16 protein-coding genes are annotated in these 15,064 nt (G+C 26.9%); 13 read left to right on the forward strand and 3 right to left on the reverse strand.

All coding sequences use genetic code 11. The annotated features are described in order from the left end of the window. Positions 1 to 974: hypothetical protein (locus tag JG677_RS04375; protein ID WP_200285375.1), on the reverse strand; the 974-nt coding region annotated here is incomplete at its 3' end. 1 nt (position 975) lies between these two features. Continuing rightward, a complete protein-coding gene (locus tag JG677_RS04380; RefSeq protein WP_200285377.1) occupies positions 976 to 1,542 on the reverse strand; it encodes a hypothetical protein in 567 nt (188 codons plus the stop codon). Between the two features lie 180 nt (positions 1,543 to 1,722). Here JG677_RS04380 and gatC point away from each other — a divergent pair, with 180 nt between their 5' ends. The 8 genes from gatC (at position 1,723) to JG677_RS04420 (ending at position 8,008) form a co-directional block, all read left to right on the forward strand. Next, positions 1,723 to 2,010 (forward strand): Asp-tRNA(Asn)/Glu-tRNA(Gln) amidotransferase subunit GatC, encoded by a 288-nt coding sequence (gene gatC / locus JG677_RS04385; RefSeq protein WP_200170094.1) that lies wholly within the window; start codon positions 1,723 to 1,725, stop codon positions 2,008 to 2,010. 67 nt (positions 2,011 to 2,077) lie between these two features. Next, complete coding sequence (locus JG677_RS04390) at positions 2,078 to 2,617, forward strand: CvpA family protein (RefSeq protein WP_200285379.1); 540 nt, start codon at positions 2,078 to 2,080, stop codon at positions 2,615 to 2,617. Between the two features lie 21 nt (positions 2,618 to 2,638). Continuing rightward, positions 2,639 to 3,109 carry a Fur family transcriptional regulator gene (locus JG677_RS04395; protein ID WP_200170092.1) on the forward strand — a complete coding sequence of 157 codons (471 nt, stop codon included), beginning with the start codon at positions 2,639 to 2,641 and terminating at the stop codon, positions 3,107 to 3,109. Next, on the forward strand, positions 3,110 to 4,609 hold the full coding sequence (lysS, locus tag JG677_RS04400) for a lysine--tRNA ligase (RefSeq protein WP_200170091.1): 1,500 nt from the start codon (positions 3,110 to 3,112) through the stop codon (positions 4,607 to 4,609). A 2-nt stretch (positions 4,610 to 4,611) separates the two neighbouring features. Continuing rightward, positions 4,612 to 5,856, forward strand: a complete 1,245-nt coding sequence (locus JG677_RS04405) for a serine hydroxymethyltransferase (protein ID WP_200170090.1) — start codon at positions 4,612 to 4,614, stop codon at positions 5,854 to 5,856. Continuing rightward, positions 5,853 to 6,398: a DUF1882 domain-containing protein gene (locus JG677_RS04410; protein WP_200285381.1), complete on the forward strand. Its 546-nt coding sequence runs from the start codon at positions 5,853 to 5,855 to the stop codon at positions 6,396 to 6,398. The genes JG677_RS04405 and JG677_RS04410 overlap by 4 nt, the downstream gene beginning before the upstream one ends. A gap of 12 nt (positions 6,399 to 6,410) precedes the next feature. Beyond that, positions 6,411 to 7,220 (forward strand): SPOR domain-containing protein, encoded by an 810-nt coding sequence (locus tag JG677_RS04415; RefSeq protein WP_200217395.1) that lies wholly within the window; start codon positions 6,411 to 6,413, stop codon positions 7,218 to 7,220. Next, positions 7,217 to 8,008 (forward strand): shikimate dehydrogenase, encoded by a 792-nt coding sequence (locus JG677_RS04420; protein ID WP_200285382.1) that lies wholly within the window; start codon positions 7,217 to 7,219, stop codon positions 8,006 to 8,008. The genes JG677_RS04415 and JG677_RS04420 overlap by 4 nt, the downstream gene beginning before the upstream one ends. Before the next feature lie 4 nt (positions 8,009 to 8,012). On the opposite strand, the gene JG677_RS04425 is transcribed toward JG677_RS04420, so the two are convergent. Continuing rightward, complete coding sequence (locus JG677_RS04425) at positions 8,013 to 8,870, reverse strand: hypothetical protein (RefSeq protein WP_200170086.1); 858 nt, start codon at positions 8,868 to 8,870, stop codon at positions 8,013 to 8,015. Between the two features lie 95 nt (positions 8,871 to 8,965). On the opposite strand from JG677_RS04425, the gene lgt reads away from it, so the two are divergent. The 5 genes from lgt (at position 8,966) to JG677_RS04450 (ending at position 14,107) form a co-directional block, all read left to right on the forward strand. Beyond that, positions 8,966 to 9,781: a prolipoprotein diacylglyceryl transferase gene (gene lgt, locus JG677_RS04430; RefSeq protein WP_200217398.1), complete on the forward strand. Its 816-nt coding sequence runs from the start codon at positions 8,966 to 8,968 to the stop codon at positions 9,779 to 9,781. A 70-nt stretch (positions 9,782 to 9,851) separates the two neighbouring features. Beyond that, positions 9,852 to 10,634 carry a fumarate reductase cytochrome b subunit gene (locus JG677_RS04435; RefSeq protein WP_200170084.1) on the forward strand — a complete coding sequence of 261 codons (783 nt, stop codon included), beginning with the start codon at positions 9,852 to 9,854 and terminating at the stop codon, positions 10,632 to 10,634. Next, positions 10,618 to 12,609, forward strand: coding sequence for a fumarate reductase flavoprotein subunit (locus JG677_RS04440; protein ID WP_200170083.1), 1,992 nt, complete (start codon positions 10,618 to 10,620; stop codon positions 12,607 to 12,609). The genes JG677_RS04435 and JG677_RS04440 overlap by 17 nt, the downstream gene beginning before the upstream one ends. Further along, on the forward strand, positions 12,602 to 13,327 hold the full coding sequence (locus JG677_RS04445) for a fumarate reductase iron-sulfur subunit (protein WP_200170082.1): 726 nt from the start codon (positions 12,602 to 12,604) through the stop codon (positions 13,325 to 13,327). The genes JG677_RS04440 and JG677_RS04445 overlap by 8 nt, the downstream gene beginning before the upstream one ends. A gap of 78 nt (positions 13,328 to 13,405) precedes the next feature. Beyond that, positions 13,406 to 14,107, forward strand: coding sequence for a tetratricopeptide repeat protein (locus JG677_RS04450; RefSeq protein ID WP_200170081.1), 702 nt, complete (start codon positions 13,406 to 13,408; stop codon positions 14,105 to 14,107). The last annotated feature ends 957 nt before the right edge of the window (positions 14,108 to 15,064 follow it).

Raw genomic sequence — 15,064 nt, forward strand, 5'->3', positions numbered from 1 at the left:
TCATAATAAAATGCTTCATTATTCATAAATGACATTTTATCAACAGCATTGCCCAATTCATAAATTTCCATATTATCTAAATTTAAATCACTTTTAATTAAATATCCAGTTTTTTCAAATATATACAAATAATCATCATAAATATTTACTTTTGTAAAGATAGCAAATTCAAGTTTTTTTTCTGTTATTTTGTTAAGATTTAAATCTGTTTTAATAATGTTTCCATCTTTATCAAATATAAAGATATTGTTATGGTTTGCAACAATATCTTTAATATCTGCGTATAAATAAAATGTTTGATTTTGGGTTACAACTATAACTTTCTTTGCACTTGCAGCAATGAGTTTATCGTCTATAACATTAAGATAGATGATATTATTAAAAAAATCTTCAGCAGAAATAACTACATCTTTTAAAATTCTATAATCATTTTTTGAGATGATAATAATTCTTCCATCTAAAGTTGGATAAACAATGATATTATCTAAAAATATAGGAGCAGCGATTCTATTATCTTGTGCTATAGATGGGCTTAGTTTTTGGGAAAATTTAATTCCTAGTGTTCTATTTAAAAGAACAATAGAATTATTGGCTAATACCAAAGCCATATCATCTCCATTTGATGCTATGCTTACAACACTTGCATCAAATTGATAAGAATAAATTTCTTGATTTTCGTTATTGTAAATTTTTAAATTTCCATTATTATCAGCAATAAAAAATTCATCATCTTGAATATTTAATAACATATAATTCTTTTCAAGTTTAAAATTTTTAATAAGACCTTGGTTTTTAAAAATTACTTGATTATTTTTAAGTTTAGCTGCAAAAATATTCCAATCAATAATTGTTGAGTTTAAACTTTCGCTTTTGTTGAGTCCTTTATCAATGTGTTCTGGTTTAAAATATTGTCTTTTTGTGCTACAAGCATTAAATAAAAAAATACATAAAAAAATTAAAATTAATTGTTTCATTTTAGTTGATACCTTGATAATGTTTTAAATTGTCTGCAATTTGTTTTAATTCTGAATTGCTTTTAATTTGAGTTAATAAAACTCTGGCTTCTTCGATTTTATTTTGTTCTAAAAAATTATAAGCTTGTAAAATTTTAGAATAATCTTTTAAAAATAAAGATTTTTGATGAAGTCCAAGATCTATAATATTTTTTATTAATAAATTTATTTTTGAGTCTTGACTTATTTGTTTTAATTGCTCAATAATTTTTAAATCATTTTTATTATTTAACTGATTTAACAAAAATATAGCATAAAGATTTATATTTTTTTCTTTTAAAGCAGAAGAAATTTCAGTATTATTTGGATTTTGTATTAAATTTAAATAAATTTGATTATTTTCTTCGGTATTTTTTTCTTTAATTTTTTCATTGATTATAGAGGCAGCTAGCCAAATTAATAGACATATAATGATTCCTAAAATATAAAACTTGTATTTTTTAAAAAATCTTTCGCCTTGAATAAATGTTTTAAAAAAATCTTCTTGAATATTGAGATTTTTAGCATTTGATTTATCTTGAAAATTCAATTGTTTATCCTTAAATTTTATTAATTTTGTCTAATATTTAAAACAACTTTTGATTTTAAATTATATCTTATAAATTAAAATGTATTTTAACATCAATTAAATTAAATATTCTTAAACTATTTAAGAATATTTATGATATAATTTAAAGATTTGACTGCTTTTTTATAAAAGGACTAAATTATGCAAATTGATACAAATTTGTTAGAAAAACTTGAAAGATTAAGTGCATTAAGAATTGCAGATGATAAAAGAGAAAAGCTTATTTCTGAGCTTAGTGAAATTGTTGATTTTGTTGAAAAATTAAATGAAATAAACTTAAATTCTTTAGAAAGTGCTATTAGTCCAATCGAGAATAGCATTATTTTTAGGAATGATGAAGTTAAAAATAGCAATGTGGTTAATGAAATTTTTAAACATTCTCCAAGTTGTCAAGAACATTTTTTTATCGTGCCAAAAATTATTGATTAGAATTGATTAAATATTTATTTTATTATTATAGAATTTTTATCAAAAATAATTTTTAGATAGGATTTTTATGAGTTTTTACTGGTTTGATTTATTTGTTTTGGGATTTACCTTGCTTTTAGGCCTTAAAGGTATATTAAATGGTTTAATTAAAGAAATCTTTGGACTTTTGGGTATAATTGGAGGTATTTTTATAGCTTCTAAATATTCTATTGAAGCTACCAAATTAATTCAAAATTCTTTTTACAAAATAGAAAACGAATCTTTAGCTTCATTTGCCGGTTTTATGGTCATTCTTATTTTATTTTGGGTTTTTTGTTTGATATTAGGAAGCTTTCTTTCAAAGCTTGTTAAATGGAGCGGTTTAGGTTTTATTGATCGCATAGGAGGTTTTTTATTTGGTGCAGCAAAAATATTTTTAATTTTTGCTATTTTTGTTTTTTGTGTCTCTAAAATAAGCTTTTTGAATGATAAATTAAATAGTTTTGCTCAAAATAGTTATACTTTAGATTTATTGAAAAATGTGGGTTCTTATATTATGAATCAACCTTTAACGGAAACATCTATTGATATGATGAATAACAATTTAAAAGAACTTAATTCAGATTAATGCTTTATAAGGATAATTTTAATGCTCGTTGAAAATATAGAATATGACGTTTTGCTAGAAAGTTTTAAAAAAATTTTACGTAAGGGTGGTTTAAAATATACTAAGCAAAGAGAAATTCTTTTAAAAACTTTATATAATAGTGATACGCATTATACCCCAGAGAGCTTGTATATGGAGATTAAGCAAATAGAGCCTAATTTAAACATAGGTATAGCTACAGTTTATAGAACTCTAAATTTACTTGAAGATGCTCAAATGGTAACTTCTATATCTTTTGGTTCTGCTGGAAAAAAATACGAATTAGCAAATAAGCCCCATCATGACCATATGATATGTAAAAATTGTGGAAAAATTATAGAATTTGAAAATTCGATAATTGAAGAGCAACAATCTGTAATTGCACAAAAATATAATTTTAAACTTACCGGTCATTTAATGCAACTTTATGGAATTTGCAATGAATGCAATATAAAAGCAAAAACAAGGATATAAATGTTTGATAATATTTTGGAACAACAAAGAATTGAAAAAGCAAATGAATTTAGAAAAATAAATATTAATCCTTATCCACATTTTTTAAAAAAAGAAATGACTCTTAAACAATTTAAAGATCATTTTCTTTATGTAATGGACAATGAAAACAAAAGAGATGAAAATTCTATTGTTGCAACAGCTGGACGCTTAAAACTTTTTAGAATCGCAGGAAAATCTGTTTTTGCAAATATAGAAGATGAAGAATCAAATTTGCAAATTTACTTTAGTAAAGATAGCGTTGGCGAGGAATATTTTAATTTTCTTAAAAAAAATCTTGAAGTAGGGGATATTGTTTTAGTAAAAGGTTTTCCTTTTGTAACTAAAACAGGAGAATTTAGTATGCATGTTAAGGAATTAAAATTAGCTTCAAAAGCTATTGTTCCTTTACCAGAAAAATATCACGGTTTAACAGATATTGAGCAAAGATATCGAAAACGTTATGTTGATATGATAATGAATAGCGAGGTAAGAAGAGATTTTTTTCTAAGGTCTAAAATTGTAAGTTTAATACGTGCTTTTTTTGAAAAAAAAGGATTTTTAGAAGTAGAAACTCCTATGATGCATCCTATTGCTGGAGGAGCTAATGCTAAACCATTTAAAACTTTTCATAATGCTTTGGGTGTTGAAAGATTTTTAAGAATTGCCCCAGAGTTATATCTTAAGAGATTAGTTGTTGGAGGATTTGAAGCTGTTTTTGAAATCAATCGTTGTTTTAGAAATGAAGGTATGGACTTAACTCATAATCCAGAATTTACTACTATAGAATTTTATTGGGCCTATCATAATTATAAAGATTTAATGGATTTAACAGAAGAGTTATTTGCCATGCTTTTAAAAGAATTAAATTTAGGTTTTAAGATAGAATTTGATGGGAATATCATTGATTTTTCAAAACCATTTGAGAGAATTTCTTATAAAGAAGCTTTGAAAAAATATGGAAATTTACAAGAAGATCTTATAGAAGATAAAGAAAAGATTCTTTTAAAATTAAAACAAGATGGTTTTGAAGCAAATGAAAAGTTAGATTTAGGTCATTTACAAGCAGAGCTTTTTGATCATTATGTGGAAGATAAATTAATTAATCCTACTTTTGTTACAGAATTTCCAATTTCTATAAGTCCTTTATCAAGAAGAAGTGATGATAATGAAAATATAGCAGAAAGATTTGAACTTTTTATTTGTGGTAGAGAATTAGCCAATGGTTTTAATGAGCTTAATGATCCTATTGATCAGTATGAAAGGTTTTTAAAACAAGTTGAAGCAAAAAATAATGGCAATGAAGAAGCTTGCGAAATGGATGAAGATTTTATAAATGCCTTAGGATATGGAATGCCTCCAACTGCAGGAGAAGGTATTGGAATTGATAGATTGGTTATGCTTTTAACTAATAAAAAATCGATTCGTGATGTTATATTATTTCCAGCAATGCGCCCAATTAATCTCAATATTAAAGGATAAATATGAGTTTAGAGCATTTTGATAAAGAAATTTATGAATTAACTAATGAAGAATTAAAAAGACAATGTGAAGGGCTTGAAATGATAGCCAGCGAAAATTTTACTTTGCCAGAAGTTATGGAGGTTATGGGAAGTATTTTAACCAATAAATATGCTGAAGGCTATCCTTTAAAAAGATATTATAGCGGATGTGAGATTGTTGATCAAATTGAAACTTTAGCTATAGAACGTTGTAAAAAGCTTTTTAATTGTAATTTTGCAAATGTTCAACCTCATTCTGGATCACAAGCTAATCAAGGCGTTTATGCAGCTCTTTTAAATCCAGGGGATAAGATTTTAGGTATGGATTTAAGTCATGGAGGTCATTTAACACATGGAGCAAAAGTAAGTTCATCAGGTCAATTTTATGAGAGTTTTTTTTATGGAGTGGAACTTGATGGAAGAATAGATTATGAAAAAGTAAGATATATTGCAAAAATTGTTAAACCTAAATTAATTGTTTGTGGTGCTAGTGCATATCCTAGGATAATTGATTTTAAAATATTTAGAGAAATTGCAGATGAAGTAGGCGCATATTTATTTGCGGATATAGCGCATATTGCAGGTTTGGTTGTAGCTAATGAACATCCAAGTCCTTTTCCTTATGCACACGTAGTAAGTTCAACAACTCATAAAACATTAAGAGGACCAAGAGGTGGTATCATTATGTGTAATGATGAGGAAATTGCTAAAAAAATAAATTCGGCAATTTTTCCTGGAATTCAAGGTGGACCTTTAATGAATATTATAGCTGCAAAAGCTGTAGGGTTTAAATTTAATTTAAGTGATGAGTGGAAAATTTATGCTAAAAATATTATTAATAATACTCAAGTTTTAGCTAAGATTCTAATAGAAAGAGGATATAAGCTTGTTAGCGATGGAACAGACAATCATTTGGTATTAATTAGTTTTTTAGATCGTGATTTTAGTGGAAAAGATGCAGATTTAGCTTTAGCAAATGCTGGCATTACAGCGAATAAAAATACTGTTCCAGGAGAAAAACGTAGCCCATTTATCACAAGTGGTTTAAGATTGGGTACGCCAGCTTTAACAGCAAGAGGTTTTAAAGAAGAGGATATTCAAATAGTTGCTAATTATATAGCTGATATTTTAGATGATATAAATAATACAAATTTACAATTAAACATAAGAGCAAAATTAAAAGAACTTGCGAGTAAATTTACAATTTATACAAAGGCTATGTTTTGATTTCAATGATGGATTTATCACTTATTAAGATTATAAGTAGCTATTACTATATACAAAGAGATAGAGTTGTTAATAAATATGAACATCGTGGTAGATATTTTTTTGATAAATTTGAAAAAATTGATGCTCCTTTAACTAGCAATCTCATTAGAGAACACTGTGAAAAGAAAATTACTATTGCACACGATCTTATATCAAAAACTAATAAAGTTGAAAATATAGTATTTGATTATAATGGCTTTAATGCCGAAAGATTTTGGCATAGAGCGCAACTTATTTTGCGTGATCAAGGTTTTATTAATTTTACAGCATATAAAACTAAGACTCCTGGACATTTGCATTTATATATTCATAAGGGGCATACAGATTTGGTAGAGGGGTATTCTTTAGCATCGAGACTCTCTGCTTTATTTGCAACTAAAATGCCAGTTGAATGGAGGGTTTTTCCAACTATGGATTTACCTAGAGATTTTAATATCTTAATTTTGCCTTATGAAGTGTATAAAAAAGAACGTGGGACTTCTTGGTCAAAACATATGTAAGAAAGGAAAAAAATGGAAAATAATAAAAAAAATGAATTTGATGATATTATCTTAGATAGAGCTAATAAAAGCGAAAAAATTAAAAAAATTCTATTAAGGGTTATTGCTTTAGTAATTTTATTTTTGGTGATTATGATTGTAATGAAGCTTATTAATGGAAATGACAGTAATGAAAATAACATATTACCTTCAGAACCTGTAAATGTGAGTGTTGATGAAAATACTGATGGTCAAAATTCTTTTGAAAATATACCTATTACTCAAGAAGATTCTGCTGAAGATCAGTTTGAAATTTTAAAAAAACAAATTCAGGGTGAAGATACTACAAATGAAAATAACACTAGTGACCAATTGGTATCAAATATTCCGCAAGAGCCAGCACAGTCAATACAACAACCACAGCCACAAATTCAAGAAAAAGAAAAAACTATTGTTTCTCAGCCAAAGGAAAATAAAGTAGAAAAAAATACACCAAATTCTAAAAATAATATAACTCCAAAAGCTAAAGAAGAATCAAAATCTAAAACTCAAGATCCAAAAGAGCTTTTTCAAAAAGTTGATCCAAAAATAGAAACTTCAAATGATTTAACTCCGGGAATATATGTTCAGATTTTTTCAGTTTCTAATGTTGATCAAAAATCTAAAGAGCTTATGGCAGTGAAACAAAAAGGTTATGATTATAAGCTTTATAAAACTACAATTAATGGTAAAGAAATTACAAAAGTTCTTATAGGTCCTTTTAGTAAAGATGCTATTACCAATGAACTTGCAAAAATTCGCAAAGATATAGGAAAAGATGCATTTTCTTTCACTTTAAAATGAAACTTTTTAGCGTCATAGGCAATCCTATTATGCATTCTAAATCTCCTAGAATGCATAACAATGCTATTAGAAATTTTGGATTCGATGCGCTTTATACACGTTATAATTTAGAAGATGAAGATAAACTTAGAGATATATTATTTAACTTAAGGCTCAGTGGAGCTAATATTACCCTACCTTTTAAAGAGAAAGCTTTTAAGATAGCAGACGTTAAAGATGAGAGCATATTTGATATTAAAGCTGCTAATACTTTAATTATAAAAAAGTCTAAAATTTATGCTTATAATACAGATATATTAGGATTTTTAAAAGCCATTGAAAATTTTGAAAATTTGAATAAAGTATTGATTTTGGGAGCTGGTGGAACTGCAAGAGCTATTGCTTATGCTTTAAAGTATAAAAATATAAAAGAAATTCATATTGCAAATCGAAATTTAAAAAGATTTAGTTCTTTTAAAGATTTTATTACTATGCTTTATGAGGATATTGATGATTTTAATTATGATATGATAATTAATACCACTTCTGCTGGTCTTTTTGATGAGAATCTAGCTTGTGATAAAAAAATATTAGAAAAAATTTTTAATTATAGCAAATATGCCTTTGAGGTAATTTACAATAAAGAAACACCTTTTATAAAGCTTTGCAAAAAACATAATTTAATATATAAAAACGGTCTAGAAATGCTTTTATGGCAAGGAATTTTTGCTTTTGAACTTTTTTTTGAAATTAAAAATCAGCAAAATAATATTAAAAAATTTATGTTAGAAGGTTTAAATTTAGAGTAATAATTTATTCAAAAATTATTACTCCATCGTCATTTTTATTTTGAGAATGTTTTTCTTCACTAGTTTCGCTAGTATTGTTGTGATTTGTTTTATTATCTTTTTCTTCGAAATCTTGTGCATTAAATTCATTAAATTCTTGTTTATTTTGTACAGAAGGTTTTCCAATATCTAAAGCTTTTGGAAGATTAGAGTATAAAGTATTTAAAAAATTCTTATAAAAAGCTAAAAAACTTTTATCAATTTCAAAAGCAGGGCGTTCTAAACCTTTGTTTAGTTGTGTTGGAACACTGCTAATTGATGTTTTAAACATATTGATCCCATCATCACTTTTAATAGGATAGGTTAAACTGATTAAAGAGTCAAGTTTGGTGTTACTTGTCATATTTGTTTTATTTTGTGGATCATAAATATTAATAAATTCAGCATTAGCTTTAAAAGCCATCCCTAGTTTAGAATTAATAAAATCTCCACTAAGAAGTTCATTTGTTTTTTGTATTTCTTTTTCTTCAATATAAATGCTTATGGTAGTTTTAAGTTTGTAATCTGGTTGTTTATCATCAATTTCATAACCTGCTAAAAGAGCTATAGTTTTGATTTGCTCTTCTAAATTTTCTTTTAAAAGATCAATTTCTTTTTCAATTCTGAGTTTTAAAACAGAATTTTCAAAATAATCAGAGTAATTATTATTTTGTTCAATGTTAATCGGCTCTAGACTAATTTTAACATTTGATTGTATAGGTTCAATTTTTGTAGGCACTTGAGGTTTAAAATTTGGCAAAGAAACATTAACAAAATTAGAGCTTGTACTAGAACAGGCACTTAAAAGTATCATAAAAATACCAATAGTTATAAATTTTTTCATGCAACTTACCTTTAAATTATATTTTAATGAAATTATAGCAAGATTAAATTTTTTTTGGTATATTCTAGTTTATTTTACTTTTGGATTTTAAAATTATGGAAAAATGGCAAAATATTTATTCGAATTTTAATGTAGTGGCTTTTGAATTATTTGGTTTAAAGGTTCATTGGTATGGGATAATGTATATTTTATCTTTAATAATAGCTTTATTGTTGGCAAAATTTTTTGTTAAAAAATTTAAAATCAATATAAGTTCAAAGATGTTGGATAATTATTTTATATGGGTTGAAATAGGAGTTATTTTAGGAGCACGTTTAGGATATATTTTAATTTATGATTCTAATACTTTATGGTATTTGGCTCATCCTTGGCAAATTTTTAATCCTTATTACAATGGAGAATTTGTAGGAATTCGAGGCATGAGTTATCATGGTGCTATAATAGGTTTTTTAGTAGCCACATTTTTATTTTGTAAAAAATATAAACAAAATATGTGGATTTATTTAGATCTTGTAGCTTTGAGTGTTCCATTGGCTTATATATTTGGCAGAATTGGAAATTTCTTAAATCAAGAGCTTTTTGGGCGTGTAACAGATGTTCCTTGGGGAATTTATGTTAATGGAATATTACGCCACCCCTCTCAACTTTACGAAGCATTTTTTGAAGGTTTTGTTGTCTTTTTAATTGTTTATTATGCAAATTTAAGAAAAAGTTTTAACGGAGAATTAATTATTATTTATGCTAGCGCTTACTCCTTAGCAAGATTTTTTTGCGAATTTTATAGAGAACCTGATTTTGGTTTGGGTTACATTATTTTTGGTTTAAGTATGGGGCAAATTTTAAGTTTATTAATGTGTATGTTATCTTTGTTATTTTATATTTATCTTAAAAAATATAAAATAAATATTTAATTTTTATTAAAGATTTGTTACAATATAATTTGATATTTTTTTAATTCTTTAAAACTACCAAGGAGTAAAAATGGGTTGGCTTATCGAAGGATATCTAGGTAGAAGTATTGAGGGTAAAAAAAGTAAAATTCCTGCAAAATTGGATTTTATCCAAAGTGCTTCTGGGCTTTTTTTAGGATTATTTATGTGGATGCATATGTTTTTTGTATCTACTATTTTAGTGAGTGAAGATTTTTTTAACTCTGTTGTTCATTTTTTGGAATTAAAATTTGTTTATGATAATCCAATAATGAGTTATATTACTTCTTTTCTTGCAGCTTGTGTTTTAATTATTTTTATTATTCATGCTGGTTTAGCAATGAGAAAATTTCCAATCAATTTTCGTCAATATCAGCTTTTAAAAACTCATATTAAAACTATAAAACATCAAGATACAACTTTATGGTGGACTCAAGCATTAACTGGTTTTGTAATGTTTTTTTTGGGGTCTGCTCATCTTATTTTTGTTATTACAAATGCAGATAAAATTAGCGGAGATTTATCAGGAGATAGAGTTGTTAGTCATTTTATGTGGCTTTTTTATATAGTACTATTAATTTGTGTTGAGCTTCACGGTAGTATAGGTCTTTATAGACTTTGTGTTAAATGGGGCTGGTTTGAAGGAAAAAATGCTAAAGAAAGTCGCAAAAAACTTAAAACTGCTAAATGGGTAATAAGTATTTTCTTTTTAGTTTTAGGCTTTTTAAGTCTTGCAGCTTTTGCAAAAATCGGTTATAAAAATTATCAAGAACAACAAATACAAAGTGTAATGATAAAAAATTATGATGGAGTAAAACATGAATATACAATATAGTGATGCTTTAATCGTTGGTGGAGGTTTGGCTGGACTTAGAGCAGCAATTGAAGTAGCTAAAAGTGGGCAAAGTGTTACACTTTTAAGTATTTGTCCTGTGAAAAGATCACACTCTGCAGCAGTTCAAGGTGGAATGCAAGCAAGTTTGGCAAATGGTGCTAAAGGTGAAGGAGACAATGAAGATTTGCATTTTGCAGATACTGTTAAAGGAAGTGATTGGGGTTGTGATCAAGAAGTAGCAAGAATGTTTGCGCAAACTGCTCCAAAAGCGGTTAGAGAGCTTGCTGCATGGGGTGTTCCTTGGACTAGAATTAAAAAAGGACCAAGATCTGTGGTTATTAATGCACAAAAAACAACTATAGAAGAAAAAAGCGAAGCTCATGGGCTTATTAATGCAAGGGATTTTGGTGGAACAAAAAAATGGAGAACTTGTTATATTGCTGATGCTACTGGTCATTGTATGCTTTATGGTGTAGCAAATGAAGCTATTAAATACCAAGTAAAAATTATAGACAGAATGGAAGCTGTGCGTATTATACATGATGGTAAAAAATGTTTAGGCGTTATAGCAAGAGATCTTACAAATGGCCAACTTATTGCTTATGTGGCAAGAGGAACTATGATAGCAACAGGTGGTTATGGAAGAATTTATAAACAGACTACAAATGCTGTTATTTGTGAAGGAACTGGAGCTGCTATTGCACTTGAAACAGGACTTTGTAGACTTTCAAATATGGAAGCGGTTCAATTTCATCCAACTCCTATTGTTCCAAGTGGAATTTTACTTACTGAAGGTTGTCGTGGAGATGGTGGTGTTTTACGTGATGTTGATGGATATCGTTTTATGCCAGATTATGAACCAGAGAAAAAAGAGCTTGCAAGTCGTGACGTTGTAAGTCGTCGTATGATGGAGCATATACGCAAAGGAAAAGGAGTTAAAAGTCCATATGGAGATCATTTATGGCTTGATATTTCTATACTTGGGCGTGCTCATATTGAAAAGAATTTAAGAGATGTTCAAGATATTTGTAAAACTTTCAATGGCATAGATCCTGCCGATGAAGGACCAAAAGGATGGGCTCCTGTATTGCCTATGCAACATTATTCAATGGGTGGTATTAGAACTAAGCCAACAGGTGAAAGTCAATGGCTTGAAGGGCTTTTTGCTTGTGGGGAAGCAGCTTGTTGGGATATGCATGGTTTTAATCGTTTAGGTGGAAATTCTTGTGCTGAAACTGTTGTTGCAGGTATGATAGTAGGTGATTATTTTGCTGATTATTGTAAAAATAATGGTGAAGTTATCGATACAAACATTGTTAAAGATTTTCTAAGTAAAGAATATCAATATTTAAAATCTTTAGTTGATAAAGAAGGTAAATTTGATGTTTTTGAAATCAAAAATAAAATGAAAGATATTATGTGGGAAAAAGTTGCTATTTTTAGAACAGGAGAAGGTTTAAAAGAAGCTGTAGATGAACTTGAAAAGTTATATCAAGAATCTTTAGATCTTAAACTACATAATAAAGAATTAGACTGTGCAAATCCAGAATTAGAAGAAGCTTATAGAGTTCCAAGGATGCTTAAAATTGCTTTATGTGTTGCTTATGGCGCGCTTTTAAGAACAGAAAGTAGAGGGGCGCATTTTAGAGAAGATTATCCAAAGAGAGACGATTTAAATTGGATGAAAAGAACAAATACTTATTGGGTTGAAGGTGAAACTTTGCCACGTGTAGAGTATGAAGATCTTGATATTATGAAAATGGAAATGCCTCCGGCATTTAGGGGTTATGGAGCAAAAGGAAATATTATAGAAAATCCTTTAAGTCAAAAACGTCAAGAAGAAGTTGATGCAATTCGTGCTAAAATGGAAGCTGAAGGTAAAGGACGCTATGAAATTCAAGAAGCTTTGATGCCTTATGAGTTACAAGAAAAATATAAAAAACCAAATCAAAGAATAGGAGTTGATTATGAGTAGAAAATTAACAATTAAAGCTTTTAAATATAATCCTTTGAGCAAGATTTCAAAACCTCATTTTGTTACTTATGAACTCGAAGAGACTCCTTTTATGACAGTTTTTGTTTGTCTTACTTTGATTCGTGAAAAAATGGATGCAGATTTGAGTTTTGATTTTGTTTGTCGTGCTGGGATTTGCGGATCTTGTGCTATGATGATTAATGGTGTTCCAAAACTTGCGTGTAGAACCCTTACTAAAGATTATCCTGATGGAGTTATAGAGCTTATGCCACTTCCTGCCTTTAGACATATTAAGGATCTAAGTGTAAATACTGGTGAGTGGTTTGAAGGTATGTGTAAAAAGGTTGAGAGCTGGGTGCATCACGATAAAGAAGTTGATATTTCAAAACTTGAAGAGCGTATAGAACCTGAAGTAGCTGATGAGACTTTTGAACTTGATCGTTGTATTGAATGTGGAATTTGTGTTGCTTCTTGTGCAACGAAATTAATGAGACCAGATTTTATAGCAGCGACTGGACTTTTAAGAACAGCACGCTATTTACAAGATCCACACGATCATAGAAGTATAGAGGATTTTTATGAGCTTGTGGGTGATGATGATGGAGTTTTTGGTTGTATGTCATTACTTGCTTGTGAAGATAATTGTCCAAAAGAACTACCTCTTCAAAGCAAGATAGCTTATATGAGAAGACAACTAGTTGCTCAAAAAAATAAATAATCCCAAAAAAGGGATTATTTAAATTTGTTTGTTAAATTGTGTTATAAATCAAATTTATAACACTTTTTAAGGAAAATAATGAAAAAAATCTTTTTAATTTTGCTTTTCTTTAATACTCTTTTTTCTACCGATCTTGATAAGGCTTTAAAATTTTATGATAATAAAAACTATCAAAAAGCTTATGAAATTTTTAATAAACTTTGTGAAAAATCAAATTCAAAAGCTTGTTTTTCTCTAGCTTATATGTATGAGAATTCTCAAGGAATTACAAAAGATCTGCAAAAAGCTTATAAATTTTATGATAAATCTTGCTCCTTAGGATTAAAACAAGGTTGTTCTAATTTGGCTTTTTTATTACAAAATCAAGGTTTTTTTAACGAAGCTATACTAGCTTTTAATAAAGCGTGTAAATTAAATGATATACAAAGTTGTAATACTATAGGTCTTTTTTATGAAAAAGAAAAAGATGGAGAATTAGCTTTAAGTTTTTATAAAAAATCTTGTTCTTTAAAAGATTCTAGAGCGTGCTATAAAATAGGTTTTTTATATGAAAAAGGTACCCTTATCAAACAAAATTTAGATCAAGCTTTGTATTTTTATAAACAATCTTGTTCTTTTGGTTTTGGAGAAGCTTGTTATCTTTTAGGTCGTTATAATCAATTTGAAAAAAATGATTTAAAAACAGCAAAAAGATATTTTGGAATAGCTTGTGATCAAAAACATTTGCAAGCTTGTGAAGCTTATAAAGATTTAAACAATCAAGATATAAAAATTTATTAATTTTATAAATTGATTTAAAATATTAAATTAAATTTATATTTTTGTTCACAAATTTAAAAACATTTGTTTTTTGATATAGGAATTATTTTTAAATATTTTAATATTTTTAATATGATAAAACTTTTATATATTTGTAAAATATTTAAAACTAATAAATTTTTTAATAGAAAAAATAAAAAGATATTAAATTTATGGAAATTACAATGATAATTTAAAATTATTTTAAAGTAAAAATTTTTAGTATTTTTTATATAAATTCTTATAAGTTTTTATATTTATAAAAAATATTTTAAAAAATATTGCAAGGGGTATTTAAAAGAATATGTGTAACTATCTTTAAATAATTTTAACAAAATACCAAATATAGCCCTTTAAAGTATATAAAATAACTTTTTATCTTTTCAGTTTAAAGCGTAAAATACTCAAATATCCTTAAAATATCTGTTTTATCTCAAAATAGTAATTAAATGCTGTTTAAAAGATAGATAAAACAATGTTTGATTTTTAAATTTTATATCCCAAAAGTGTTTTTACTCTCTGAGATAATTACATTTTTATTTAAAACAAACTTATTTTTCTTATTGTGTTTAATAAAACTTATAATTTAACTATTTTTTATAAAAATAGCATATAACTAACTTTAGTTTTAAGTTTTACAAGGTAGTTATATAGAAAATTTAAATATTTTTATAAAATAATATTTATGTAAAAAAATCATAGAATTATAAATATAATATAATCAAAACTAGTATATTTTAAGGATGACAATACGCTAAAAATAACAACAAATTATAATTAGTTTGCATTAGAAAGTTGGACTGATAGTGGATATCTTTGTAATTAAAATCATTAAATAACCAATGAAAATTATCTTAAGTACTAAAGTTTTGATGATGTAAAATTAAACAGATACTTTGATAGAATATATAGACTAGAAAATTATAAAATTGTATTTAT

The organism is Campylobacter sp. TTU-622 (genome assembly GCF_016598965.1).
Lineage (GTDB): Bacteria > Campylobacterota > Campylobacteria > Campylobacterales > Campylobacteraceae > Campylobacter_D.

What these genes read in the sequence shown, in the direction of transcription:
- gatC (WP_200170094.1), top strand. Translation starts at nt 1,723, where the DNA reads ATGCAAATTGATACAAATTTGTTAGAAAAACTTGAAAGATTAAGTGCA.
- JG677_RS04390 (WP_200285379.1), top strand. Translation starts at nt 2,078, where the DNA reads ATGAGTTTTTACTGGTTTGATTTATTTGTTTTGGGATTTACCTTGCTT.
- JG677_RS04395 (WP_200170092.1), top strand. Translation starts at nt 2,639, where the DNA reads ATGCTCGTTGAAAATATAGAATATGACGTTTTGCTAGAAAGTTTTAAA.
- lysS (WP_200170091.1), top strand. Translation starts at nt 3,110, where the DNA reads ATGTTTGATAATATTTTGGAACAACAAAGAATTGAAAAAGCAAATGAA.
- JG677_RS04405 (WP_200170090.1), top strand. Translation starts at nt 4,612, where the DNA reads ATGAGTTTAGAGCATTTTGATAAAGAAATTTATGAATTAACTAATGAA.
- JG677_RS04415 (WP_200217395.1), top strand. Translation starts at nt 6,411, where the DNA reads ATGGAAAATAATAAAAAAAATGAATTTGATGATATTATCTTAGATAGA.
- JG677_RS04420 (WP_200285382.1), top strand. Translation starts at nt 7,217, where the DNA reads ATGAAACTTTTTAGCGTCATAGGCAATCCTATTATGCATTCTAAATCT.
- JG677_RS04425 (WP_200170086.1), bottom strand. Translation starts at nt 8,870, where the DNA reads ATGAAAAAATTTATAACTATTGGTATTTTTATGATACTTTTAAGTGCC.
- lgt (WP_200217398.1), top strand. Translation starts at nt 8,966, where the DNA reads ATGGAAAAATGGCAAAATATTTATTCGAATTTTAATGTAGTGGCTTTT.
- JG677_RS04435 (WP_200170084.1), top strand. Translation starts at nt 9,852, where the DNA reads ATGGGTTGGCTTATCGAAGGATATCTAGGTAGAAGTATTGAGGGTAAA.
- JG677_RS04440 (WP_200170083.1), top strand. Translation starts at nt 10,618, where the DNA reads ATGAATATACAATATAGTGATGCTTTAATCGTTGGTGGAGGTTTGGCT.
- JG677_RS04445 (WP_200170082.1), top strand. Translation starts at nt 12,602, where the DNA reads ATGAGTAGAAAATTAACAATTAAAGCTTTTAAATATAATCCTTTGAGC.
- JG677_RS04450 (WP_200170081.1), top strand. Translation starts at nt 13,406, where the DNA reads ATGAAAAAAATCTTTTTAATTTTGCTTTTCTTTAATACTCTTTTTTCT.